Source organism: Pseudomonas sp. H3_C08 (assembly GCF_054669455.1).
This window is the reverse complement of sequence record NZ_CP162803.1, coordinates 5,525,269-5,549,846: the sequence shown is the minus strand read 5'-3', so window position 1 is coordinate 5,549,846 and position 24,578 is coordinate 5,525,269. Positions and strand designations below refer to the sequence as shown.

The window sequence follows — 24,578 nt, the reverse complement described above, 5'->3', positions numbered from 1 at the left end:
CTGCTTCGAGCGGAGTTCCGACGTGTTACTCAGGAATACGCAGTGTCTGCCCTGGATAGATCTTGTCTGGATGAGACAGCAGCGGTTTGTTGGCCTCGAAGATCTTGTTGTATTTGTTCGCATCGCCGTAAACGCGCTTGGAAATCGCGCTGAGGGTATCGCCCTTCTCGACCGTGACAAATTTCGCCGCCGTGGCCGCAGCACCGGTCACGGTGATCTGATCATCTACACCGCTGACGCCTGCAACGTTGCCCAGCGCCAAGAGAATCTTTTCTTTCTCTTCCTGACTGGCGGCTTCACCGGTGGCGATAACTTTTTCGCCTTCGACTTTCACCTGAATTTTCGAGGTATCAATCCCCGACAGCGCGTCCTGCACGTGCTTGGTCAGCGCCTCACCGTTTGCTTCGGCCTTGTCAGGCGTCAGTGCATCGAGGATTTTCTCACCGGCTTCTTTGATAAAGCTGAATAGGCTCATCGTGTTCTCTCCATGGAATAAAGGTTCAGTCGTCCAAGCCTAGACCACGACAGACAAACCCGGTTCCAAGCCGACCAATGACCCTGCCACCGCGCAAGCGGTAGAATCGCCCAACCCTGCCAGCGCCCGGAGCGAAGATGGACATCAAGCAGCTGAAATTCCTCATCGCCCTCGACGAAACCCGCCACTTCGGCCAGGCCGCAGCGCGTTGCCACATCACCCAGCCAACCCTGTCGATGCGCCTGCGCAGTCTTGAAGAAGAACTCGACTTGCCGCTGGTCAACCGTGGCCAGCGTTTCGAAGGTTTCACCGCGCCGGGCGAGCGCGTGCTGGCGTGGGCACGTTCGGTGATGGCGGCGTATGACGGTTTGCACGCGGAAGCGGCGGCGTGTCGCGGCAATCTGATCGGCACGCTGAGGCTGGGCGTGGTGCCGCTGTCGAGTTTCGATCCACTGCCGTTGATGCAACGCCTGCACAGCGCCCACCCGAATCTGCGCTTTGAAATGTCGGCACTGAGTTCTGAGCAGATCCTCGAGCATCTGGCGAACAACCGAATCGACATCGGTGTTTCTTATCTCGACCGCCTGGATCACGAACGTTTCGAATCACTGGCATTCGACGAAACCCGCATGGGCCTGCTGTACGACCAGCGCACTTTTACCTTCGGCGAAGCTCCGCTGAGCTGGGAATCGCTGATCGAACTGCCGCTGGGCATGCTCACCAGCGGCATGCATTTCCGTCAGTCCATCGACCACAACTTCCACAGCCGTGGCCTGACTCCGCAACCGTTGCTGCAAACCGACGCCGTGCATCAATTGTTACAAGCCGTACACGGCGGTTTCTGCTGCGCGATCATGCCGTTGGACGGCGGGCTGGAAAAACTCACCGACCACCTGCGTCTGCAGCCCATCGAAAACGCCCAGACCCTAGCGCCACTGGGCTTGATCATGCGTCGCGGGGCGCCACGCTCGGCGCTCGCCGAGGCCTGTTTCGCGCTCTATCAGAAATCGCCAACTGCGCCTTGATCGACGGCCTCTATCGATAGATCGACACTAGCGATTAGACGCGACAACTTGCCGCGCCTAGTCTTAACGTTGATCAAACCGTCGGTGATGCCATGAACGCCAAGCGCCCTGCCTGCGCGGCGCCTGCACTTGAAACGCCCGCGCCTGCCGCCAGCCAGACCTACAGTTACAGCGATTTACCCCGTGAGGAATCGGCCAGCACTGCGCTCGCCGAGGAAGTCGCGTTGGCAATTGCCTACAACGGTATCAGCCAGGCCGTCATGCTGGTGACGCCGACCGACCTGGAAGACTTCATCGTCGGCTTCAGCCTCGGCAGCGGCATCATCATCGATGCCACCGACATCTATGACCTGCAACTGACCGGCGCAGGCTCAGCGCAGTATGCGCAAGTGACCATCGCCAACCGTGCGTTCTGGAATCTCAAGCAACAGCGCCGGCAAATGGCAGGCACCAGCGGTTGCGGATTGTGCGGGGTTGAAGCGGTGGAGCAGGCACTGCCTGATCTCAAGGTCTTGCCCGGCGCGCCGCTGCCACCGAGCGAATGGCTCGACGGTCTGCGCCAGCGCATCGGTGCGTTCCAACCGCTCGGTCAGCACTGCGGCGCGGTGCATGCGGCGGTGTTCATGAACGCCAGCGGCGAATTGTTGCTCGGGCGCGAAGACATCGGCCGGCACAACGCCCTCGACAAGCTGATCGGCGGACTGATCCGCCAGAAGATATCCACAGATGGCGGACTGGCGATTGTCACCAGCCGTTGCAGTCTCGAATTGATCCAGAAAGTTTTGCGCGCCGGCATCCAGACCCTGGTCAGCCTGTCCGCACCCACCGGCCTTGCCGTGCAGTGGGCCCGTCGACATAACCTCAATCTCATCCACCTGCCGCAGAAAAGTGCGCCGCGGGTGTATAGCCCCGCGATGGAGAATCAAGCGTGAGCCAACATCATCAAGCCGACCAGAAACCTGTCCCGCGCTACAAGCCTTACAAAGGTGCCGCCGGCGGCTGGGGTGCCCTGATCAGTGTGGCTCAGGCCTGGTTGACCAGCGACAACGCCCTGAAAAACCTGCGCATGATGCTCAAGACCAACCAGAACGGCGGCTTCGACTGCCCGGGTTGCGCGTGGGGCGATTCGCCGGAAAGCGGCATGGTCAAGTTTTGCGAGAACGGCGCGAAAGCGGTGAACTGGGAAGCGACCAAGCGTCGTGTAGACGCCAAGTTTTTCGCCAAGCACAGCGTCACTTCTTTGCTGGAGCAGAGCGACTACTGGCTTGAGTATCAGGGCCGTCTGACCGAGCCGATGGTTTATGACGCCGAAACCGATCGCTACAAGCCGATCAGTTGGGACGACGCCTACACGCTTATCGCCAAGCACCTGCAAAGTCTGCCGAGCCCCGATCTGGCCGAGTTCTACACCTCGGGTCGCGCCAGCAACGAAGCGGCGTACCTGTATCAACTGTTTGTGCGCGCCTACGGTACCAACAACTTCCCGGACTGCTCGAACATGTGCCACGAGGCCAGCGGTGTTGCCCTGGCGCAGAGCGTCGGCGTCGGCAAAGGCACCGTGACCTTCGATGACTTCGAACACGCCGATGCGATTTTCGTCTGGGGCCAGAACCCGGGCACCAACCACCCGCGCATGCTCGAACCCTTGCGTGAGGCAGTGAAACGCGGCGCGCAAGTGGTGTGCATCAACCCATTGAAAGAGCGTGGTCTGGAACGCTTCCAGCATCCGCAACACCCGATCGAAATGCTCACCAACGGCGACAAGCCAACCAACACCGCTTATTTCCGCCCGGCACTCGGCGGTGACATGGCGCTGCTGCGCGGCATGGCCAAGTTCCTCCTGCAGTGGGAGCGCGATGCGCAGAAGGCTGGCGAACCTGCCGTGTTCGATCATGACTTCCTCAATGCCCACAGCGCCAACGTGCTCGAGTACCTGGGCGTAGTCGATGACACGCCGTGGGAACAGATCGTCGAGCAATCCGGCCTGACCCTCGTAGAAATCGAGCAAGCCGCGCGTATGTACGCCAAGGGCAAGAACGTAATCATGTGCTGGGCGATGGGCATCACTCAGCATCGCCACTCGGTGCCGACGATTCAGGAAATCGCCAACCTGATGCTACTGCGCGGCAACATCGGCAAACCGGGCGCCGGCCTGTGCCCGGTGCGCGGCCACAGTAACGTGCAAGGCGACCGCACAATGGGCATCAACGAGCGTCCGCCGGTGGCGTTCCTCGATTCGCTGGAGCGACGCTTCCAGTTCAAGGTGCCGCGCCACAACGGCCACAACGTGGTTGAAGCGATCCACGCAATGGCTGAGGGTCGCGCCAAGGTCTTCATCGGTCTGGGCGGTAACTTCGCCCAAGCCACGCCGGATAGCCCGCGTACCTTCGCCGCACTGAGCAATTGCGACCTGACCGTGCAGATCAGCACCAAGCTCAACCGCAGCCACCTGGCTCACGGTAAAGACGCGCTGATCCTGCCGTGCCTCGGTCGTACCGACATCGATATCCAGACCGAAGGCCCGCAAGCGGTCACCGTGGAAGACTCGTTCAGCATGGTTCACGCTTCCAACGGTCAGTTGCAGCCGCTGTCGAACCAGATGCGTTCAGAGCCGTCGATCATTGCCGGTATCGCTGCCGCCACATTGGGCAGTAAACCGGTGGACTGGAACTGGCTGGTGGCTGATTACGGGCGCATCCGCGAACTGATCGCCGACACCATTCCCAACTTCAAAGCGTTCAACGAGAAGATCAAGAACCCGGGCGGTTTCTACCTCGGCAACAGCGCTGGCGCACGCAAGTGGAACACGCCGTCGGGCCGGGCCAACTTCCGCGCCAACATGTTGCCGAAAGATCTGGTGCACGAACGCACTCGCGCCACCGGGCAAATACCGGACCTGATCCTGCAATCGATGCGCTCCCACGATCAGTACAACACGACGATTTATGGCCTCGACGACCGCTATCGCGGGGTGAAAGGCCAGCGTGATGTGCTGTTCGCCAATGAGGCGGACATCATTCGCCTCGGCTTCCGTCCGGGGCAGAAGGCTGACATTGTTTCGATATGGGACGATGGTCGCGAGCGTCGGGTAAAGGGCTTCACACTGCTGGCATTTGATATTCCGGCGGGGCAAGCCGCAGCTTATTACCCGGAAGTGAATCCGCTGGTGCCGCTGGAAAGCACCGGGGATGGCAGCCATACACCGACGTCGAAGTTCATTGCGATTCGGTTGGAAGCGGCGAGTGAGACTGGGTTGATCATGGCCAAGTCCGCGTAACGCGATGTCAGAACCGGCCTCTTCGCGAGCAAGCTCGCTCCCACATTGGAATGCATTTCAAATGTGGGAGCGAGCTTGCTCGCGAAGGCGTAGGTTCAAGCAATACGCTTCCAAGCCCTAGCACTTTTCCAACGCCCACAAAAAAGGCCGCTTTTTCACAAAAGCGGCCTGTCCGAAGTAGCTAAAGACCGGCGAAAATCGGTTAAGTTCCGCTGATAAAACAGCAACTTGCAAAATTGTATACAAGTCGTGTTATTCGTCGGATTTCGATTGTCACGCTCGTTACACAGCCTCAGGATCGGCGCCGTCATCCCTTTGAGGCTCATCTATGAAGTTCTCCTCGATTCTCTTGTTGTCCCTTGGCCTGGTCAGTGGTTTTGCTTCCGCAGGCGGCACCACCGAAGCAGGTGTGGGCGGCGCATTGGGCGGGGTTCTTGGCTCGGTCGTCGGTCAGTCCTTAGGCGGCAATACAGGTTCCACCATCGGCGCAGCCTTGGGCGGCGCGGGTGGTAGCGCGGTTGGCGCCGACAAACGCAGCCGTGGCGAAGCCGCCATCGGTGGTGCGCTGGGCGCAGCCGGCGGTAACGTGGTCGGCCGCAGCATGGGCGGCACCACCGGCAGCCTGATCGGCTCCGCAGCAGGTGGCGGCGCCGGTGGCGCGCTGGGCAACTACATGGGCAACAAGAGCGATGACGACGATCGTCGTTACGATCGCCGCCATGATGATCGTCGCTACTATCGTGACGACCACCGTGGTCGCGGCCATGCCTACGGCCACCGCAAGCATCACAAGTACTATCGCGACTGAGGCCTCAAACACCTCGCTGGCCGGTAAAGCAAAATCGCAGCCCAAGGGCTGCGATTTTTTTTGCCGTTTACACCACCAGGTATTCCAGTGCCTGCCGCAGTTCAGCAGGGATCGGCACCGGCTGATTACTCGCCCGATCGACGAATACGTGAACGAAGCGCCCGGCCGCACACGCCTCGCTTTCACCCACCTTGAACACCGCCAATTCGTATTGCACTGAACTGTTGCCCAACTTGCCGACTCGCAGACCGATCTCGATCAGGTCCGGGAAGGCGATCGAGGCGAAGTAATCGCACGCCGAACTGACTACAAATCCCACCACCTCACCGCCATGAATATCCAGACCACCGACCTGTATCAGGTAGGTGTTCACCGCCGTGTCGAAGAAGCTGTAGTAGGTGACGTTGTTGACGTGACCGTAGGCGTCGTTGTCGTGCCAGCGTGTGGTGATGGGCTGGAAGTGGGGGTAGTCGGTGCGCTGAGGGGTGGACATGGTTGTGCTGGTTCTCTTGTTTTTTCAGTGAGGCTGCTTGCCCTCACCCTAGCCCTCTCCCAGAGGTATAGGGGACTGACCGAGGTGTTCTCTCGAAATACACCGACCTGATCCTTCGAGTCGAACTCAGATGCTGAAACCCACGCAGATCGGCTCCCTTCCCCCTCTTCCCCCTGGGGGAGAGGGCTGGGGTGAGGGGGAACGATTGCAGTGGTCAACTAATTCCGGACACCTCGATAGGTGGTTTTGACGCCATCGCCCGCTCGTAAGCGGTCGGTGGCAGATATCCCAGTTTCGAGTGCAACCGTTCGTTGTTGTAAAACCCAACGATGTACTCGGTGATGTCGCGGATTGCTTCAGCGTGGTTCGCGTAGTCACGGCGCCATACCCGCTCCATTTTCAAACTCAAAAAGAAGCGCTCCATCACTGCGTTGTCCCAGCAATTACCTTTACGGCTCATGCTCTGCTGCATGCCGTTTCTTGCCAGTAATTCTCTGTAAGTTGCACTCGCATATTGGCTACCCCGATCTGAGTGGGCAATCAAGCCTGGCGGCGGTTGACGCTGCGCGATAGCCAGTTGCATCGCGGTGCACACCAGCTCTGCCGGCATATTCGGAGCCATCGACCAGCCCACTATCTTGCGTGAAAACAAGTCCAATACCACGGCCAGATACAGCCAGCCACTGCGGGTGCGGATATAGGTGATGTCAGCCACCCAAGCCTTGTTTGGCGCCACTTGATCAAATTTTCTGCCCAGTACATTCTCTGCAATCGGCAGGTCATGATTGCTATCGGTCGTGTGTACAAACTTGCGCTTCCAAGCCGAGCGCAGCCCATTAGCTCGCATCAAACGACGGATTTTATACAGCCCGACAAGCATGCCCTTGGCACGCAAAGCGTCGCGCAAAGGGCGGCTGCCGTAGCAGCCTCCACTCTCGGTAAAAGACGCCTTGAGTTGCACAACAACAGGACAACTCTGCCGAACAGGTGCATCAGCACGCTTCTGAGACTCATAGAAGCCCGAACGACTGATGCTCAGCAACCGACAGACATGTGCCACTGAGTAAGCCTTCTGTTGCAGCTGCCGAACCAGTCGATACGTTACTTCAGCTCGCGGGCAAAGAAGGCGGTAGCCTTTTTTAAGATGTCGTTGTCCATCTTGAGCTGCCGATTTTCCTGCTCCAACTGCCGGATGCGCTGCTGTTCCGCCGTCAATGGCTTGCCGATTCCGGCCTGTCCCAGTTGCTCTGCCTCGTATTGCTGAACCCAGCGTCGAACGGCTGTCTCACCAATGTTCAGATCCTGGCAAACCTGCGTAACGGTCAGTCCCTGATCCTTGATCATCTTCACGACTTGCAGCTTGAAGCTGTCGTCGAATGCCCTGCGTTTTTTAGTCATGAATAACTCCTCGATAGATGTATTTTCCACCTATCGGGGTGTCCGGGGAAATTAGACCACTGCACGATTTTGGCCGCGACATTACACTTGAGCAAACCCCTTATCCTGCGCCACCAACTCACCAATCAACCGCGCCGGTTTCCACTGATCGCCCTGCCGCGTCTCCAGCGCCAACAGCCGCGAATGAATATTCGCCAGCCCTTGCTGATCCGCCCAGGCCATCGGCCCGCCCTTGTCCGCCGGGAAGCCGTAGCCGTTCAGGTACACCAGATCGATGTCGTGTGCAGACTCGGCAATGCCCTCCTGCAAAATCTTCGCACCCTCGTTGACCAATGCCAGAAGACTGCGCTCCAGGATCTCCTCAGGACCGATCTCGCGGCGCTGGAAGCCCAACTCTTCGCTGACCTGCAATACCAGCGCATCGACCTCAGGATCGTGCTCAGCCTGACGACTGCCCGGTTCGTAATGGTAATAACCGTTGCCAGACTTCTGCCCGAACCGGCCCATCTCGCACAAACGGTTATCCACCTGCACCTCTGGCGCATCCTGGCCCTTGCCGGCCAACTCGCGTGCACGCCATTCCAGATCGATGCCGACCACGTCGTACATGCGGAACGGCCCCATGGCAAAACCGAAACCTTGCAAGGCTGCGTCGACCTGCTGTGGATAAGCGCCCTCAAGCAACATCTTGCGCGCCTCGAGGACATACGGATGCAGCATGCGATTGCCGATAAAACCATGGCAGTTACCCGACACCACACTGACCTTGCCCATGCGTTTGCCCAGTGCCAGTGCCGCCTCCAGCACCGTCGCAGAGGTCTGTGCGCCGCGAACGATTTCCAGCAGTTTCATGATGTGCGCCGGGCTGAAGAAATGCAGGCCCAGCACCTGATTCGGACGCTTTGTCGCTGCGGCTATCGCATCGATGTCCAGCGCCGACGTATTGCTTGCCAACAGTGCCTCAGGCTTGAGCAAACCATCCAGCTCACGAAAGATCTTCTGCTTCAGCTCAAGATTTTCGTACACCGCCTCGATCACCAGATCGACATTGCGAATCGCCGCATAATCCGCTGCCGCACTGACCCGCGCCAAACGCGCATCCGCTTCGGCCTGATCAATCCGTCCCTGGCGCACGTTGTGTGCATAAGTCTCGGCCACAGTGGCGAGTGCCTGTTCAAGCATCTGTGGATTGTTATCCACCCAATGCACCGTCACGCCGGCATTGGCCAGACACATGACAATGCCCCGGCCCATGGTGCCCGCGCCGATCACCGCGGCTTGCTGAATATCGAAGGTTGTCTGGCCCATGTTGTTCTCTTGTTGGCGATCCAAAGACAGACCTCAACCATAGTCAGCCAACGACGGTTTTTGAAGTTTATTACCGTGATGATCGACATTCAGCGGATGGATACAGCCCTGCTTTTGTGGGAGCGAGCCTGCTCGCGAAAGGGTCATCACATTCAAAATAGTTGCCTGATGTACCGCTTTCGCGAGCAGGCTCGCTCCCACAAGGGCTCTTGCTCAACCGAGCAAATGATCATCAGCCCAGCTGCGGACTTCGGCGTAGGGATATTCCTCCAACGCAGCAAACCCGGGAATAGCGCGCGCCTTGAGCTTGGTGAACAACGGCACGCTGATCCCACACAAAAATCGCGTCAACCGCTCAGCCGTTGGAATCACCCCGGTGTACTGCTCATGCCTGTGGATAAAATCACCACACAGCGCCGCAAAGTTTTTATCCACAAGTGCTGGCAACTCCGGTGGTGCCGGCAACTGCGCCACTTGACCATGACACACCGAACAATGCCCACACCGCTCAGGCGCATTGTGATCACCGAAATACTCCGCCAGGCGATAACCCAGGCAGCGTTCGGTGGCGAATACCTCAAGCATGGCGTGGATGCGCGCCACTTCGGCCTGCTCATGCCGGGTGAAATACTCATGCAGCTCGGCACTCAGGGCATCGCTGTCGAAGTCGCTGTGCAGCAGGCTGTAGACCTCGGTCATCTGCTTGCTTTCCAGCTCGACCCAACCTTTCTCCTGGAAGTAATCCAGCGCCTTCACCACTCGATTGCGCTCGGCGGAATACTGCGAATACATCGCCTCGAAATTCACCGTGGCCCAGGTGCGCGCGCGCGCCGAGGTCTGAATGATTGCGCCGACAAAATCCCTGCGCTCACCGTCGAAGCGCTCAAGCAGCGCTTCGGGTTCCAACAGGTATTTGAAACGGTATTCGGCGTAATACGCGTAGCGCGGCGCGATCAAGCCGCGCAGTTCCAGTTGTACCAGCAAGGTCTTCAGCGGCAGTGCACGAATGTTGCTTTGATCAGCCAATGGCCCGAGCAGAAACTCCCACTGCCCTTCCGGCACCGAGGCCTTTAGCTCATCGAGTACATAGCGAATGCCGTCGCGCTCCGGCGTATCGCCGTAGACGAAGTTTTCCAGCACATTGAGGCTGTCGCGATTAGCCAATACCAGACAATCCGACGGCTGCCCGTCACGCCCGGCGCGGCCGATTTCCTGACTGTAGTTTTCGATGGATTTGGGCAGGTCGAAGTGCACGACATTGCGGATGTCACTCTTGTCGATGCCCATGCCGAATGCGATGGTCGCGACGATGCAATTGGACTGCCCAGCCATAAAGCGCTTCTGGATCGCCTCGCGTTTGTCGTGGGCTAAACCGGCGTGATACGCCTCGGCCTGAATGCCGTTGCGCTCAAGGTGTTCAGCGATGTGCTCAGCAGTTTTCTGCAAGGTCACGTAGACGATGCTCGGCTGCCCCGCACGCTCGGTCATCCACTCGACCAGCCGCCGGCGCTTGTCCTGGCCACGTACCGGTTCCACCAGCAGATTGAGGTTGGGCCGGTAGAAGCCCGTGGTCACCACATCGTCAGCGGCGATAGCGAATTTGGCCTGCATGTCGGCGATGACTTTCGGCGTTGCCGTAGCGGTCAGCAGCAAGGTTTGCGGGATGTTGAACTGGTGCTGATAGTCCGGCAGCTTGAGATAATCGGGGCGGAAGTTATGGCCCCACTCCGAGATGCAATGCGCCTCGTCCACCACCAGCAGCGAGATGGGTACCTGCTGCAAAAAGTTGCGAAAGCGCTCGTTTTTCAAGCGCTCCACCGAGATCATCAAAATCTTCAATTCACCCGAGCGGGCGCGGGCCATCACGTCATTGGCATCATCGCGACTCTGCGCCGAATCGATGCTGCCAGCGGAAATACCGTGTCGCTGCAAAAAGGCCAGTTGATCCTGCATCAACGCCAGCAACGGCGAGACTACCAACGTCAGGTGCGGCAGCATCAGCGCCGGCAATTGGTAGCAAATCGACTTGCCGGAACCGGTGGGAAAAATCGCCGCTGCCGAGCGCCCGGCCAGCACCGCGCTGATCGCCGCCTCTTGCCCGGGTCGAAACTGTGGGAAACCAAAAACCTGTTCCAGGGTGTTGTGCATTCGCTGTCACTCCATTGACTGCTGCCATGCCAACAGCCTAGCGGGCGATCGCAGCGAGTCGAGAAAAGGTCGGGGCCAAATCGATTCGGAATGATACAGCGATTACTTGATTGCCACGGTCCCTGTGGGAGCGAGCCTGCTCGCGAAGAGGCCAGTCAGAACAACACCACACCGAAGGTTCAGGGGCGCAACACCGCCACCCGCAACTGCTCATTCAGCATCTGCTCATGCACACCTTGGCTCTTGCTCGCCCACAGCGCATGAGCCGGGCTGATGTCCCCCGTGAACGCTGCCGCCAACTGCCGCAGGTCAGCGACGCTGCGCACACGCGGGCAGAACAGTTGTTCATCACAGCTCTGACTGGCGTTGCGATAGGTGCTCAACAACCCCTCCCAGAGGCCATCACGCACGTGGCGAATCGACTTCAATTGCACGTGGGGCACACCGAGTCGCTGCTCAAGCCCTTCCTCATCCAGTGCTTCGCTGGCCAACAGAGCTTTGGCGAACATCAACACTTCACCGCGCGCCGCCGTGTCCATGCTCGCCTGGCTGATGATTGCCTCCGGCCAATCGGTGCGATCGAGGCGATCGAGGCGATCCAGCACCCACGCATTGCCAATGTCAGAGGCCATCGCCAAACGGCAAGTGCCCAGCCCGAGCAATAAAATCGCAGCCATTCGTAGCCAGTGCATACCTAATTCCCTTTAAGCGCGTGTCAGACGTTTAGAAACGCCCTACAGATTCTGGCGCGCACGATACAGCGGTTTACCGCGAATCGCCTGACAATCACGTAGGAATTATTACGCCTAAGGGTTTTGGCCTGAAAAAGCTGCGAAAACACGTAGGGTATTTCCTCAAAACACGGAAAAACCCCTACGAATACTGTCCATTGCGGCTGTCTTGTCCCACAGAGAAACGCCCTTCTATAGTGGCCGGCGCGGCTGCAAACACTGCACCAGCCCGCCCCAGCGCCTTCGAACAGGACACGCCTCACATGATCAACCGCTATCGCCCCCTCAAGACTTGCTACAGCGAAAACCCGGTACTGCTTATCGACAGCCACTCCAGCCAGACTGACCTGATCAATGCCGCCGATCAACGCCTGCGCGCGGCCGGGGATTTGCTGGAAACGCTCTACTGCTTATGTTTCAAACAGGCTGACGTGAAAGATATTCCAAACATCGTTAACGCGCTTTATCTGCTGGTTCAGGACAGTTGCGACTTGCTTGAAGTTGCCAAACAAAAACCACCACAAACAACATATAACTAAAATTTGCTACAAACTCGGAAACACCAGAACTCTTTATTTATATATGAAACCCGCACTAACTTGTTCGCTCTTACAACTAAACGAGAGCAACACCATGACAGTTTTAACCATATTTTTTTGCGGCACTGGCTCCAACAAGTTCGATACCGCCCATGAAAATTTCTGGGACGGCGAACTGGTTTCAACACTGGCCGCCAATCATACCGGCCGTGAGTTCGCCGAATGGATCATCGTCGACGGACCTGGCAGCGGCAACCTGCAAGCTGACGATCTGTTCACCAAAACCAAGGAGTACGGCCTTACCGGCACACTGTTCGGTAAAGGCTGGGAGGAAAACGTGCAGCATGCCGTCAATGTTATCAAGGGCAAGTGCGACTGGCAGCGTGAGCAACTTACCGAGGCCGAATACAACCGCCTCAAAGCCGCTGGGATTCCCATTGAAGATGTAAAAGTCGAGGGTTCGTGGTTCTGGCGTAAATATAACTACGGTGATCGCAGCGTGACCCAACAAAAGTTACAGGAGCAGATCATCAAGACATTTCGCAAGGATGGCGTTATTCCCACTCAGGTCAATCTGGTGGGCTGGAGCCGAGGTGGTGTAAGTTGCCATATGCTGGCCAATGCGATGCTCAATGATCGCGAGCTGAATAATATCCCGGTGAATATATTTGCCCTTGATCCGGTACCAGGAATCGGCAACTTCCAGGATGCGCGCGTCAAACTCGGCGCCAACGTCAAAGAATATGTCGCCTTCTATGCCCGCGATGAACGCTCCAAAGGGTTCAGCTGCGTCATTCCACAAACCGCCACCGGCACTAAAACCTGCGTCTACCCGATGGCCGGTCGCCACGCGACCATGGCCGGCAACGCCACAGCTGACGGTGGCGTGCCTGCCAGCGCAAGCGACCTGAAAACCCTGGTGGAACCTGGCCGCATCGTTCGCCACCTCGCCGAAACCTGCCTCAAACGCTGGGGCGTACAACTGAACAAAACCCTGAATCTGAGCGAAACAGATCTGCTGCGCCTGACGGGCGCCATCGTCGCCGACGAAGCGCGCTACAAGCAGATGCACAGCGTTTCTTACACCTACTTCACCGAACTGGATAAAGGCGAACGCTACGTGTCTCTGGGCAGCAAAGGCGTGCCGTTCTCGGCGGTGAAAGGCCCGATCTACGCGCCTGCGACGGGGCTGACGACCAGTGTGCTGGATGCGGCGGCATATCGGGTTATTGGTTGAGGCGGAGCGGCGACCGATAGGTTTTTAACCAAAAAGGAAATAGAACGATGAACAGTACGAGCGATGAATCGGAACAGGCTAGCGACGAGGAAACCTACGAGGCATGGGTCATCAGGCAGGTCCAAGCCAGCATTGATGATCCTCGGCCAAGCATTTCCGATGAAGTAAGCAGGAAACTGATGGCAGATAAACGCGCTCGTTTAAGACGTCTGAAGGATTGTCAGCAATGACCTATTGAATCTACGTCCTGTTCCTACAAGGACAGACTCCTTGTCTTCTATCGCCGTCGTGTAGCTCGTCTCTATAGTCGTGACTGTCGCTGCCAAATCAGCGGCTCGGGCTTGGTCACCCGATGGGATACACAAACACGTCCGTTGTATGCTGCCGGCACTTCAAATGTCTGCACGCTTAATGGTGGCTGTGTTTGGGACGCCTTCAAGCGTGCCGGACTTGTGTGTTCCTTCGGTTGACCAACCCGAACACAGTCCACCTCCCATCGCTTGGTCACGATGGGGGTGAGTTCATTCAGGATATTTGGAGAACACACTATGAAATCATGGAATCAATTCACCACCGATCGCTACCGCCCACTCGAATCAAACCTCACCGACACCAAGCCCCTGATCATCGACACAACGGCCAATCCACAAGACATCCTCGAATGCGCCGTCCAGCGCCTGCGCGCCTCCGCCGATCTGCTTCGCACCCTCTACTGCCTCAGCTTCAAACAAGCCGACGTCGAAGACATCCCCCCACATCACCCACGCCCTCTATCTGCTGACGCAGGATGGCTGTGACCTGCTGCAAGTCGCACAGCAGCAGATGCTCAACTGGAAGGCTCCAGCCTGAAATCGAGTGATCGTATCGCTCCTTTGCACTCTGTAAGAGCGATCAAAAAAACGGTAATCAACCATGGGAGCAACCATGAGCAAATTCTTTGATGAGCTGATGGAAAGCGTGCGAGAAATGGACGAAATTCTGCGTGGTGAATGTGCGCCATCGCGTATATCCAAGGCTGGCAAAATGATTCAAAAAAACCAACAGACTCTCGATGAACAGCCTCGCTTTAAGGATCGAAAATCCCGACCTATCACTCCACACGATTGCGCTACACTGGAGTCCTGCACCAAGAGGCCTATGAAATGAGCGAATTGACGTTCCAGCAGAAGCAGGCTTATTACGACAAAGTACGCCGGTCAAACTATCTGGCGAGCTTACGTCTGGAAGGTTTCGATACCAGCCGTGCCGATGCCGAGAAACCGCTTCCATCAAGGGAATCGGTCATTGAAAAATATCGTCAGACTGCACGTTAATGACGGACAAATATGGGGTCGGACAAGACCCCTATTGCTACCCTCATAGTGATGTTCTGCGTAACTTGCTCGATATCCACTCTGAAGAAGAACTGCAAAAAGCAGAGCGAGAGCTCTCGGAAATCGCGATCAGTCGATTTCGTCTTCTCCCCCCTCCTTATGATTTAAGTGTCCTGCAGCACGCCCATAAAACTCTTTTTTGCGATGTTTACGATTGGGCCGGGCAGTTGCGTACCGTTAACATCAAAAAGGGACCAACATTTTTCTGCACTGCAGAGCGAATTCTTCCAGAAGCGCAAAAAATCTTTAGCGTGATGGAGCGCTCGGCGTGGTTCGCGGGAATGGGCAAACCAGAACTTGTGGTGAACATCGCTGAGGCTTATGGCGATTTGAATGTCATCCATCCTTTTCGCGAAGGTAATGGCCGAGCGCAACGCCTATTATTTGAACAAATCATTATTAACGCAGGCTTCCCAGTCGATTGGTGGCTGGTTAAAGATGACGCTTGGGTCCCAGCAAACATTGATGCTGTGTCATGTGATTATCGGGGGCTAGTGGCGATCTTTGAGCGCTGCATTGGCGAAAAGCTGGCTCTTTAAGTGGCAGTATTCTGGTAGTTAAGGCCATTTTCTGCGGGAATATTGCCAGTTAGTCTTGTTTTCGCCCACAAAAAAGCCGCCTCAAAAGGCGGCTTTTTCATTCACAACAAACCAATCTTACAACTTCGGCCCAGCAGCCTTGATCGCGTCGCTCACTTCGAACTTCTTGAAGTTCTCGATGAACAGACCGGCCAATGCCTTGGCAGCCTCGTCGTACGCAGCCTTGTCAGCCCAGGTGTTGCGTGGGTTGAGCAGGTTGGTTTCAACGCCCGGTACGGCCAGTGGCACGTCGAGGTTGATGGTGTCGAGGTGCTCGGTGGCTGCACCGATCAGCGCGCCGCTCTGGATCGCTGCGATCACCGCACGGGTGGTCGGGATGTTGAAGCGTTTGCCGACGCCGTAGCCGCCGCCGGTCCAGCCGGTGTTGACCAGGTAAACCTTGGAGCCGAAGCCGCGGATGCGCTTGATCAGTAGCTCTGCGTATTCGCCAGCCGGGCGCGGGAAGAACGGTGCGCCAAAGCAGGTGGAGAAGGTCGACTTGATGCCGCTGCCCGAACCCATTTCAGTCGAGCCCACCAGTGCGGTGTAGCCGGACAGGAAGTGGTAGGCCGCTTGTTCTTCGTTGAGGATCGACACTGGCGGCAGCACGCCGGTCAGGTCGCAGGTCAGGAAGATCACCGCGTTTGGCTCGCCGCCCAGGTTCTTCTCGGAACGCTTGGCAACGTGCTCCAGCGGGTACGCGGCGCGGCTGTTCTGGGTCAGGCTGACATCGGCGTAGTCGGCGTGCTTGGCATCGTCGATGACAACGTTTTCCAGCACTGCGCCGTGCTTGATGGCTTTCCAGATCACCGGCTCGTTCTTCTCGGAGAGGTCGATGCACTTGGCATAGCAACCGCCTTCGATGTTGAACACCACGCCTTCGCCCCAACCGTGTTCGTCGTCACCGATCAGGTAACGGCTTTCGTCGGCCGACAGGGTGGTTTTACCGGTGCCCGACAGACCGAAGAACAGGGTCACGTCGCCTTCTTCGCCGATGTTGGCAGCGCAGTGCATTGGCAGCACGTCAGCGGCCGGCAGCAGGAAGTTCTGCACGGAGAACATGGCTTTCTTCATTTCACCGGCGTAACGCATGCCAGCGATCAGGACTTTCTTCTGTGCGAAGTTGAGGATCACGCAACCGTCGGAGTTGGTGCCGTCACGCTCAGGCACGCACTCGAAGTTGGCCACGTTGAGCACTTGCCACTCTTCACGACCGGCCGGGTTGTACTGGGCCGGGTTGATGAACAGGCAACGACCGAACAGATTCTGCCAGGCAGTCTGGGTGGTCATTTTCACGGCCAGGTAGTGATCTTCCGCCGCGCCTACATGCACGTGGGACACAAAGTGCTCTTGCGCGTTGTTGAAGGCTTCTACGCGAGCCCACAGCGCGTCGAACTTGTCGGCCGGGAACTTGCGGTTGATCGGGCCCCAGGCGATAGCGGCCTGGGTGGAAGGCTCTTCAACGATGAAACGGTCAACAGGCGAACGACCGGTGCGGTGACCAGTGCGAACAACCAGAGCGCCGGTATCGGCAAGCTCGCCCTCACCGCGGTTCAGGGCTTCTTTAACCAGATCATCAACACTCAGATCGGTGTACACGGCGTTATTGGCTTGCGTCATGAGGTTCCCCGTCGGCCAGTGGCCGAGTGTGCTCCAAACGTTTTGTAGTAGAAAGTCGTGCACTACTACCGCGAAAAAAGTGGGCCGGATTATGCCAGAAAAGCCCAAAAAGAGTAGGGTCCTCCCGTCGTAACGGCGAAATTCCGTCGTTACGCAGTGAATTTACCTGCGCTGAACCGTTTTAGTGCCGGGTATCTGACGGCGTGTCGACGCCTGCGCCAGCAAACAATTGAGCAATATCGGCTGCGTCGAACAGGTACTGCTGGTTGCAGAACTGGCAATCGATCTCGACAGTGCCGCCGTTCTCTTGAACCAATTGCTGTGCATCCTCAAGACCCAGACTGACCAGCGCGTTGCCCGAACGCTCGCGTGAGCAGGTGCAACGGAAGCGCAGATTCTGCACATCGAACAGGCGCAACTGCTCTTCATGGTAGAGGCGATGCAGGACGGTTTCGTTGTCCAGGCTCAACAACTCATCGGCGGTCAGCGTGCTCGCCAGTGCCGTGAGGTGCTGCCAGCTGGCGGCGCGCTCTTCTTCGTCTTTCAGGCGATCGGCCGGCAGTTGTTGCAGCAGCATCCCGCGGGCGCGGCGGCCGTCAGCGAACAACTTGAAGCGCGTGCCGACTTGTTGCGACATGACGAAATAGTTGGTGAAGCACTCAGACAGGGTTTCGCCATCAAGATCGACGATGCCCTGGTAACGCTGGCCAATCGTCGGGTCGACGGTCAGGGTCAGGTCACCGCCCGGCATCAGGTCGGCAAGGGTCGCGTCCGGCTTGATCCGCTCAGCGTCATAACGCGCCAGACCACGAATTTCGCGCTCGCTGGAGCATTCGATCATCAGCAGCGGGATCGGCCCTTCGGAACGCGCCTGCAGAATCAGCAAGCCATCGAACTTCAGCGTGCCCACCAGCAACGAGGCGGCCGCCATCAATTCGCCCAGCAATTGCGCCACCGGCTCCGGGTACGGGTGCTTGGCGAGGACTTCGGCGTAGCTGCGTTCAAGCGCAACCAGTTCGCCGCGCGTGTCGCTGTCATCGAAGATGAAACGTTGGGTGAAATCGGTATCCGCTAGCTCGGTCATAATTTTGGGTATCTGAATGTGGTGACAAAATGGTTACAAGGCGTGAAAATTTGCGCTTCTTGGCACTCTTTTTGGTGCCGACTGCTCTGCCATGGGAGGCATTTTATGAACAATCCGGGTTTGTTCCAATCTAGGTGGAACCTCGGCCGGCTGGTTCTGTGCAACGTAGTGCCACTGGCGCTACTGGCTTTCTGGTTATGGCCTACGGGCAACTCGCTGTGTGTGATTTTCGACGAGTGGCTGTTCCGCTTGCTCAATGCACCGCTGGCCAGCAACCCGATATGGCTCCACATCTGGGCAATTGCAAGTCTGCGTCCGTTCGACATCGTTGTCGGTCTGATCTTGCTGATGCTGCTGATCAAGGGCGACTGGGTCTTCAAGGCAATTGATGTGCGTCGTGCGTTCTTCGGTTTTTTCTCGATCCTGCTATTGATGGTGGTGATTCGCGCACTGTTTTCCAAATTCGCCGACCACATGGACTGGCAGCACAGCAGCCCGTCGATGGTGCTGGAAGGCGCGGTGCATATCAGCGATTACTTCCCGCACATGGAGAAGACCTGGGAGCTGAAGGATCGCTCGAGCCAGAGCTTTCCCGGTGACCATGCTTCGGTGCTACTGATCTGGGCGCTGTTCATGGGCGTGTTCAGCCGCACGGTTGGCCAGTTTGTGGCGATCTGGGGTCTGGCGCTGTTGTTCATGCTGCCGCGTCTGGTGGCCGGTGCGCATTGGGGTCAGGACGATTACATCGGCGGTATGCTGCTGGCGGTGTGGGCGTTGGGCTGGGGTTACTACACACCGTTTGCTTATCACGCCTCGAATTTCTGGCTGAAGGTGACTTCGCCGATTTTCAATCTGCTGAGCAAGTTGCCGCTGGTTTCGCGAATGAGTGTGGTGCGTAGCGCCTGATACCGAGCTGTCTTCGGCGAGGGCTGCGCCCTCGATTCGCGAGCAGGCTCGCTCCCACAATTGATCAAGTATCCACTGGAGGAACCGGATCTACTGTGGGAACGAGCCTGCTCGCGAAGAGGCCAGCACAAGCAGCCCGGAAACGTCGCGCTTACTCGTCGTTGCTGCTACCCCGAAACTTGAACAAATCCCGCCGCTGCTTCTTGCTCGGCTTGCCGTCGGTACTCACACCCAACGCCCCCGCCTTGCGCATTGCCGCAGCCGCTTCACGTTTGGCAATACTCGCCTCGGTCTCCGCGTACAACGTCTGCGCCTCCGGTGCGCCGCGCCGCACAATCGACAACGCCTCGACCTTCACCGTACGCACCTCGAACCCGGTACGAATCTCGAACTCATCGCCGATGCGCGGCTCTTTGCCAGGCTTGCAGCGCTCACCGCGACAATGCACCTTGCCGCTTTCGATCGCCGCTTTGGCCAAGGCACGGGTTTTGTAAAAACGCGCGGCCCACAGCCACTTGTCGAGACGAACCTTGTCGTCCTCTTCGCTTTTTTGCGCCATTTGAATTCCTCGTTCAGCCAGTAGTCGGAACTGTACTACCGTTTCTGTCGGGCGCAACAACTCGGCCCTCCAGATAGACTGTGATCTTGGCCGGTGCACCGGCATGGGGGTGCTCGAATGACTAAATTTCCCTCTTCATTGACTTCGACTCACACCGGTTGCCAGGGCTGCCAGCACAGTGAACCGTTAGGCTTCGATTTTGACTTTGCCTATCAACCCATCGTGGATCTGCGCGATCAGTCGGTTTTCGCCCATGAAGCGTTGGTCCGTGGGGTGAGCGGTGAAGGCGCATTCACTGTGTTGAATCAGGTTACAGAAGAAAACCGCTACCGCTTCGACCAGCTCTGCCGGACCCGTGCCATCAAAGGTGCGGCTGATCTTAATATGCAGACACACTTGTCGATCAACTTCATGCCCAACGCCGTCTATCGTCCAGAGCTGTGCATTCGCAGTACGCTCGAAGCGGCAAAAAAGCACTGTTTCCCGCTCGACCGACTGATTTTTGAAACCCTGGAAAGCGAGCACGTAGATAACTATCGCCATTTGACCAATATTCTGCGTGAATACCGCGAATTCGGCTTCAAGACCGCTATCGACGATTTCGGTGCCGGTCATTCGGGGCTCAATCTGCTGGCTGATTTTCAACCGGACCTGATCAAACTCGACATGGCGCTGATCCGCGATGTCGATCAAGACCGTGTTCGTCAGGTGATCGTTCGGGGGATTGTCACAATCTGTGCGGAGTTGGACGTTACAGTCATTGCCGAAGGCATTGAGAGCGCCGGTGAACGGGATTTCCTGGCGGACTGTGGAATATTTCTGATGCAGGGCTACTGGTTCGCCAAACCTGCATTCAAAGCGTTGGCCCGGGTTTCGCCTGAGGCCTGGACGCGTTAATCGTTGGTTTTTTCTATTGAAGACATTTGACCATTTGACCGTTGTCGGTCTGCGCGAGTGGGTGGCGCTCCCGGATTTGGGAGTCGCAGGCCTGCGAGCGAAAATCGACACCGGCGCCAGCACCTCCAGCCTGCATGCCACCGACATCGAGCCGTTCGAACGCGACGGCCAGAAGTGGGTACGTTTCACCGCACACCTGGGCACGGTGGTGCAATTGCGTCACCGCCGCTGCGAAGCGCCACTGGTGACGCGCAAAACCATCAAAAGCTCCAACGGTCATGCCCAGGAGCGCTATGTGATTAGCACCACTCTGGCCCTGGGTGATCGGGTCTGGCCGATCGAGTTCACCCTCGCCTGCCGCAAGTCCATGCGCTATCGCCTGTTGCTCGGTTCCAAAGCCCTGATCGATGGCCATCTGGTCGTCAATCCGGGCATCAAGTATGTACAAGACAAGCCGGTGTTCCCGGTATCTACCTCTTCCACAGGTGTTGCATGAAGATCGCTGTGCTGTCGCGGAACCCGCGTCTGTATTCCACCCGCCGTCTGGTCGAAGCCGGAACCGAGCGCGGGCATGAAATGGTAGTGATCGACACCTTGCGCGCCTACATGAACATCGCCAGCCACAAGCCGCAGATCCACTATCGCGGCAAACCGCTGGAGGGTTTCGACGCGGTGATTCCGCGGATCGGTGCGTCGGTGACGTTTTATGGCTGCGCGGTGTTGCGTCAGTTCGAAATGATGGGGGTGTTCCCGCTCAACGAATCGGTGGCCATCGCCCGTTCACGGGACAAGTTGCGTTCGCTGCAACTGCTGTCGCGACGCGGCATCGGTCTGCCGGTGACCGGTTTTGCTCACTCGCCGGATGACATTCCCGACCTGATCGACATGGTCAACGGCGCGCCACTGGTGATCAAGGTGCTGGAAGGCACGCAGGGTATCGGTGTGGTGTTGTGCGAAACCGCGACCGCCGCCGAATCGGTGATCGAGGCGTTCATGGGCCTGAAGCAGAACATCATGGTTCAGGAGTACATCAAGGAAGCGGGCGGTGCGGATATTCGCTGCTTCGTGGTCGGTGACAAGGTCATCGCAGCGATGAAGCGTCAGGCCAAGCCGGGCGAGTTCCGCTCCAACCTGCATCGTGGCGGCAGCGCCAGCCTGATCAAGATCACCCCGGAAGAGCGCATGACCGCATTGCGCGCGGCCAAGGTCATGGGCCTGGCGGTGGCGGGTGTGGATATCCTGCGTTCCAATCACGGGCCGCTGGTGATGGAAGTGAACTCGTCGCCGGGGCTGGAAGGGATCGAGACCACTACCGGCAAGAATGTGGCGGGGATCATCATTGAGCATCTTGAGAAGAATGGCGGGCCGAATATGACCCGGACCAAAGGCAAGGGCTAGAGCGAAGAGCTAGAGCCCCTCACCCTAACCCTCTCCCATAGGGAGAGGGGACTGATTGGGGGATATTGGAAAACTCCGCCGACATGATCGATCTTTACCGAATCCATAATCGACTCGGACTTTCAGGTCGATGTATAACGCAAGACACCTCGGTCAGCTCCCTCTCCCTCGGGGAGAGGGCTGGGCGGGCGGCGTTCCGATGAGGGGCTTTTGATCTACACAGCGTCCCTAGGCAACATTAGCCCCAACGGCAGCCGCACCCGCGCTTCCAGTCCACCCCCGGACCGATTGCGCAATTCAACATTGCCGCCATGCATCGAAGCAATCCGCTTCACAATCGCCAACCCCAAGCCGGTGCCCTTACCGCCCCGGGCACGATCGCCTCGGGTGAAAGGGTTGAAAATCGCTTCAAGTTCCGAAGGATCAATCCCCGCGCCGCGGTCCATCACGCTCAGCACCACATAAGGCGCACTGACGTCACCGGACACATAAGCGGCGACCTCAACGCTGCCACCGGCATGGTTCAAGGCGTTGCCGATCAGGTTGTTGAGCAAACGCTTCATCGAGACCCGACGCAGCGGGAACGGCTGAATCGGCTCCAGACGCAAACGCACCTTCTCTTCATTCTGGTTGTAAGGCGCCGCCACCTCGCGCACCAGATCAGTCAGATCCACCTCCTCCACCGACTCGTCACGACCATCGCGAATAAACGCGAGGAACTGGTCGAGAATCGCGTCCATGTCTTCGATGTCGCGCACCATGTCGTCAGTGAGGTCATTGCGATCGCCCATCAACTCCAGCGACAGGCGCAAGCGGGTCAACGGTGTGCGCAAGTCGTGGGACACGCCGGCCAGCATCAATTCACGCTCGCGACCGGCCTGTTCGACGTCTTCCGCCATCTGGTTGAAAGCGCGATAGACCTCGGTCATCTCGCTCGGTGTATCGCTGATAGGCAGCCGCACGCTACGGCCCTGACCAAGCTGCCGGGCGGCATACACCAGACGTTTCAACGGCTGGTTGAGCTGACTGACGAAAATCCATGCAGAGGCTGTCGAGAGCAAGCCGATGGCGAGGAACCAGCCGAGCACGTTCCAGATTTTCTGGCCACGCAACGGGTGCGGATACAACGGCACCTTCAACCAGCCATCACCGAGGCTCGGCGCGCGCACCCACAACGCTGGCGGCGAGTGCATGCGCAAACGCACTTCAGTGTCGGCGCCCAACTCCGCCTGCATTTGTCGCTGATAGATTTCGCTGTACGGCCAGTGCTGTTCGCCTTCCGGCACACCGGCGCCGACCACCCGGATCAGGGTCGCCGCATCAGCAATCTTTGCGCGGTTCTCTTCATCCGCAGCCCAATAGGCACGCAGCGTCAGGGCGACGCCATGGCTGTATTGGCGATCCACCAGCACGTCCTCGTTCATCAATAGATAAACCAGGGTCAGCGCCTTGGAAAACAGCACGACGATGAGCACCAGCCAAAGGGTGCGGGAGAAAAAACTTTGGGGGAACCAGACAGGGGTTTTCATCTATAACCGCTACACACTTGCAGGAGCGAGCAATGCTCGCATATTGCGGATTGCGAGTCTGCGGGCATGGCCGTTCGACCAAAACCTGCAGACCCGCTCCTACAAATCGCCGATCACTTGGTGGCGGCGCCATCCGGTACGAACACGTAGCCCACACCCCAGACAGTCTGGATATAGCGCGGCTTCGATGCATCAGGCTCGATCATGCGGCGCAGACGGGAAATCTGCACGTCGATGGAACGCTCGAGGGCATCCCACTCGCGGCCACGGGCCAGGTTCATCAGTTTGTCGCGGGTCAGCGGCTGACGCGCGTTCATCACCAGGGCCTTGAGTACCGCAAACTCACCGGTGGTGAGCATGTGCACTTCTTCGCCGCGCTTCAATTCGCGGGTGGCCAGCGACAACACGTAATCACCGAAGGTGACGTTTTCGTCTTCGCTGCCCGGCGCGCCCGGTACTGGTGCGGCCTGACGACGCAGAACAGCTTTGACCCGCGCCATCAGCTCGTCCGGGTTGAACGGCTTGGCCAGATAATCGTCGGCGCCCAGTTCCAGACCCTTGATACGGCTCATCTCATCGCCCTTGGCGGTGAGCATGATGATCGGGATCTGGTTGTTCGCGGCCCGCAGACGCCGGCACGCGGTCAGACCGTCTTCACCGGGCAGCATCAGGTCGAGGACGACCAGATTGAAAACTTCACGCGACAGCAGACGATCCATCTGCTCGGTGTTCGGTACGGTACGGGCGCGATAGCCCTTGCTGACGAAAAAACGTTCCAGCAGGCTGCTTAAGCCCGGATCGTCGTCAACGATGAGAATTTTTTCGCCTTCAGCAGTTTGTGCAGTGCTGCTCATTGGATGCTCCTTTTAGCTCGGCGCGCATTATGGCGTAGCTGCCGTTATACGCACCGTGTGCATTGTTAGCAGATTTTTCCTTCACTGCCAGAAAACCGGGGTTTATGCCTACAGACTGCGACGCCCCCGAATGACAGAACGCTGGTTATAATGCGCGGCGTTTTGTGCCAGGCAACGTCTGAATCGTTACCGCAGGTGGCAGGCTTTTTTTCCTGCCTAGCGCAGTAATTGTTCGATTTCACGGGTCAATGGGCTGCCTTTTGACCCAGGCAGCGGCAATTTTCTAGCCGCTCAACCAGACTCCGGGCCTTTATTTCCGTGCCTGCGAGCCTGATTTCACA

25 protein-coding genes and 1 pseudogene are annotated in these 24,578 nt (G+C 57.8%); 15 read left to right on the top strand and 11 right to left on the bottom strand.

Features of this window, described 5'->3' with window-relative positions:
• Nucleotides 1-25: 25 nt before the first annotated feature.
• On the bottom strand, nucleotides 26-475 hold the full coding sequence (gene lysM, locus AB4N74_RS25320; RefSeq protein WP_099757726.1) for a peptidoglycan-binding protein LysM: 450 nt from the start codon (nucleotides 473-475) through the stop codon (nucleotides 26-28).
• 137 nt (nucleotides 476-612) lie between these two features.
• On the opposite strand from lysM, the gene AB4N74_RS25315 reads away from it, so the two are divergent.
• The 4 genes from AB4N74_RS25315 (at nucleotide 613) to AB4N74_RS25300 (ending at nucleotide 5,585) form a co-directional block, all read left to right on the top strand.
• Nucleotides 613-1,500 carry a LysR family transcriptional regulator gene (locus AB4N74_RS25315; RefSeq protein ID WP_093429997.1) on the top strand — a complete coding sequence of 296 codons (888 nt, stop codon included), beginning with the start codon at nucleotides 613-615 and terminating at the stop codon, nucleotides 1,498-1,500.
• A gap of 92 nt (nucleotides 1,501-1,592) precedes the next feature.
• A complete protein-coding gene (fdhD, locus tag AB4N74_RS25310) occupies nucleotides 1,593-2,432 on the top strand; it encodes a formate dehydrogenase accessory sulfurtransferase FdhD (RefSeq protein WP_093429996.1) in 840 nt (279 codons plus the stop codon).
• Nucleotides 2,429-4,777, top strand: coding sequence for an FdhF/YdeP family oxidoreductase (locus tag AB4N74_RS25305; RefSeq protein WP_099757725.1), 2,349 nt, complete (start codon nucleotides 2,429-2,431; stop codon nucleotides 4,775-4,777). The genes fdhD and AB4N74_RS25305 overlap by 4 nt, the downstream gene beginning before the upstream one ends.
• A 328-nt stretch (nucleotides 4,778-5,105) precedes the next feature.
• Nucleotides 5,106-5,585: a glycine zipper domain-containing protein gene (locus AB4N74_RS25300; RefSeq protein ID WP_093429994.1), complete on the top strand. Its 480-nt coding sequence runs from the start codon at nucleotides 5,106-5,108 to the stop codon at nucleotides 5,583-5,585.
• Between the two features lie 67 nt (nucleotides 5,586-5,652).
• On the opposite strand, the gene AB4N74_RS25295 is transcribed toward AB4N74_RS25300, so the two are convergent.
• The 5 genes from AB4N74_RS25295 to AB4N74_RS25275 form a co-directional block, all read right to left on the bottom strand.
• The gene (locus AB4N74_RS25295; protein WP_099757724.1) at nucleotides 5,653-6,078 is read right to left on the bottom strand and encodes an acyl-CoA thioesterase; all 426 of its coding nucleotides are present in this window, start codon (nucleotides 6,076-6,078) and stop codon (nucleotides 5,653-5,655) included.
• A gap of 214 nt (nucleotides 6,079-6,292) precedes the next feature.
• Nucleotides 6,293-7,476, bottom strand: a protein-coding gene (locus AB4N74_RS25290; protein ID WP_286079780.1) for an IS3 family transposase whose coding sequence is annotated in 2 segments (ribosomal slippage) — nucleotides 6,293-7,212 and nucleotides 7,212-7,476 — 1,185 coding nt in all. Because the reading frame shifts where the segments join, the coding sequence is not laid out codon by codon here.
• Between the two features lie 81 nt (nucleotides 7,477-7,557).
• Nucleotides 7,558-8,784: a 3-hydroxyacyl-CoA dehydrogenase gene (locus AB4N74_RS25285; RefSeq protein WP_460097571.1), complete on the bottom strand. Its 1,227-nt coding sequence runs from the start codon at nucleotides 8,782-8,784 to the stop codon at nucleotides 7,558-7,560.
• A gap of 213 nt (nucleotides 8,785-8,997) precedes the next feature.
• On the bottom strand, nucleotides 8,998-10,932 hold the full coding sequence (locus AB4N74_RS25280) for a RecQ family ATP-dependent DNA helicase (protein ID WP_460097569.1): 1,935 nt from the start codon (nucleotides 10,930-10,932) through the stop codon (nucleotides 8,998-9,000).
• Nucleotides 10,933-11,111: 179 nt separating this feature from the next.
• Complete coding sequence (locus AB4N74_RS25275) at nucleotides 11,112-11,624, bottom strand: polysaccharide deacetylase (protein ID WP_460097568.1); 513 nt, start codon at nucleotides 11,622-11,624, stop codon at nucleotides 11,112-11,114.
• A gap of 302 nt (nucleotides 11,625-11,926) precedes the next feature.
• Between AB4N74_RS25275 and AB4N74_RS25270 the strand changes: the two genes are divergently transcribed.
• The 7 genes and pseudogenes from AB4N74_RS25270 to AB4N74_RS25240 all read left to right on the top strand — a co-directional run bounded on the left by AB4N74_RS25270 (nucleotide 11,927) and on the right by AB4N74_RS25240 (nucleotide 15,351).
• Complete coding sequence (locus tag AB4N74_RS25270) at nucleotides 11,927-12,202, top strand: hypothetical protein (protein ID WP_122599488.1); 276 nt, start codon at nucleotides 11,927-11,929, stop codon at nucleotides 12,200-12,202.
• A 94-nt stretch (nucleotides 12,203-12,296) separates the two neighbouring features.
• Nucleotides 12,297-13,439 carry a hypothetical protein gene (locus tag AB4N74_RS25265; RefSeq protein ID WP_257356792.1) on the top strand — a complete coding sequence of 381 codons (1,143 nt, stop codon included), beginning with the start codon at nucleotides 12,297-12,299 and terminating at the stop codon, nucleotides 13,437-13,439.
• Nucleotides 13,440-13,486: 47 nt separating this feature from the next.
• Nucleotides 13,487-13,669 carry an antitoxin PaaA2 family protein gene (locus AB4N74_RS25260; RefSeq protein WP_257356791.1) on the top strand — a complete coding sequence of 61 codons (183 nt, stop codon included), beginning with the start codon at nucleotides 13,487-13,489 and terminating at the stop codon, nucleotides 13,667-13,669.
• 318 nt (nucleotides 13,670-13,987) lie between these two features.
• A pseudogene (locus tag AB4N74_RS25255) lies at nucleotides 13,988-14,288 on the top strand (hypothetical protein).
• 75 nt (nucleotides 14,289-14,363) lie between these two features.
• Nucleotides 14,364-14,585 (top strand): hypothetical protein, encoded by a 222-nt coding sequence (locus tag AB4N74_RS25250; protein ID WP_249122189.1) that lies wholly within the window; start codon nucleotides 14,364-14,366, stop codon nucleotides 14,583-14,585.
• Nucleotides 14,582-14,752, top strand: coding sequence for a YhfG family protein (locus tag AB4N74_RS25245; protein ID WP_007917944.1), 171 nt, complete (start codon nucleotides 14,582-14,584; stop codon nucleotides 14,750-14,752). The genes AB4N74_RS25250 and AB4N74_RS25245 overlap by 4 nt, the downstream gene beginning before the upstream one ends.
• Nucleotides 14,752-15,351, top strand: a complete 600-nt coding sequence (locus AB4N74_RS25240) for a Fic/DOC family protein (RefSeq protein ID WP_257356787.1) — start codon at nucleotides 14,752-14,754, stop codon at nucleotides 15,349-15,351. Before AB4N74_RS25245 ends, AB4N74_RS25240 begins: the two co-directional genes overlap by 1 nt.
• Nucleotides 15,352-15,468: 117 nt before the next feature.
• On the opposite strand, the gene AB4N74_RS25235 is transcribed toward AB4N74_RS25240, so the two are convergent.
• A complete protein-coding gene (locus tag AB4N74_RS25235; RefSeq protein ID WP_025110978.1) occupies nucleotides 15,469-17,010 on the bottom strand; it encodes a phosphoenolpyruvate carboxykinase in 1,542 nt (513 codons plus the stop codon).
• A 181-nt stretch (nucleotides 17,011-17,191) separates the two neighbouring features.
• Complete coding sequence (hslO, locus tag AB4N74_RS25230; protein ID WP_460097564.1) at nucleotides 17,192-18,094, bottom strand: Hsp33 family molecular chaperone HslO; 903 nt, start codon at nucleotides 18,092-18,094, stop codon at nucleotides 17,192-17,194.
• 105 nt (nucleotides 18,095-18,199) lie between these two features.
• Here hslO and AB4N74_RS25225 point away from each other — a divergent pair, with 105 nt between their 5' ends.
• Nucleotides 18,200-19,000 (top strand): phosphatase PAP2 family protein, encoded by an 801-nt coding sequence (locus AB4N74_RS25225; protein WP_460097562.1) that lies wholly within the window; start codon nucleotides 18,200-18,202, stop codon nucleotides 18,998-19,000.
• 151 nt (nucleotides 19,001-19,151) lie between these two features.
• Here the strand turns inward: AB4N74_RS25225 and AB4N74_RS25220 are convergent, their stop codons facing one another.
• The gene (locus AB4N74_RS25220; protein WP_007917939.1) at nucleotides 19,152-19,559 is read right to left on the bottom strand and encodes an RNA-binding S4 domain-containing protein; all 408 of its coding nucleotides are present in this window, start codon (nucleotides 19,557-19,559) and stop codon (nucleotides 19,152-19,154) included.
• A gap of 117 nt (nucleotides 19,560-19,676) precedes the next feature.
• Between AB4N74_RS25220 and rimA the strand changes: the two genes are divergently transcribed.
• The 3 genes from rimA to rimK are packed head-to-tail and all read left to right on the top strand — an operon-like array spanning nucleotide 19,677 to nucleotide 21,854.
• Complete coding sequence (gene rimA / locus AB4N74_RS25215; RefSeq protein WP_093429982.1) at nucleotides 19,677-20,456, top strand: S6 modification regulatory phosphodiesterase RimA; 780 nt, start codon at nucleotides 19,677-19,679, stop codon at nucleotides 20,454-20,456.
• 16 nt (nucleotides 20,457-20,472) lie between these two features.
• A complete protein-coding gene (gene rimB / locus AB4N74_RS25210; protein ID WP_093429981.1) occupies nucleotides 20,473-20,952 on the top strand; it encodes a retropepsin-like aspartic endopeptidase RimB in 480 nt (159 codons plus the stop codon).
• Nucleotides 20,949-21,854, top strand: coding sequence for a 30S ribosomal protein S6--L-glutamate ligase (gene rimK, locus AB4N74_RS25205; protein ID WP_007949201.1), 906 nt, complete (start codon nucleotides 20,949-20,951; stop codon nucleotides 21,852-21,854). The genes rimB and rimK overlap by 4 nt, the downstream gene beginning before the upstream one ends.
• A 215-nt stretch (nucleotides 21,855-22,069) precedes the next feature.
• Here rimK and AB4N74_RS25200 read toward each other — a convergent pair whose 3' ends face one another.
• On the bottom strand, nucleotides 22,070-23,383 hold the full coding sequence (locus tag AB4N74_RS25200) for an ATP-binding protein (protein ID WP_016986270.1): 1,314 nt from the start codon (nucleotides 23,381-23,383) through the stop codon (nucleotides 22,070-22,072).
• Nucleotides 23,384-23,496: 113 nt separating this feature from the next.
• A complete protein-coding gene (gene ompR, locus AB4N74_RS25195) occupies nucleotides 23,497-24,237 on the bottom strand; it encodes an osmolarity response regulator transcription factor OmpR (protein WP_093440641.1) in 741 nt (246 codons plus the stop codon).
• Between the last annotated feature and the right edge of the window lie 341 nt (nucleotides 24,238-24,578).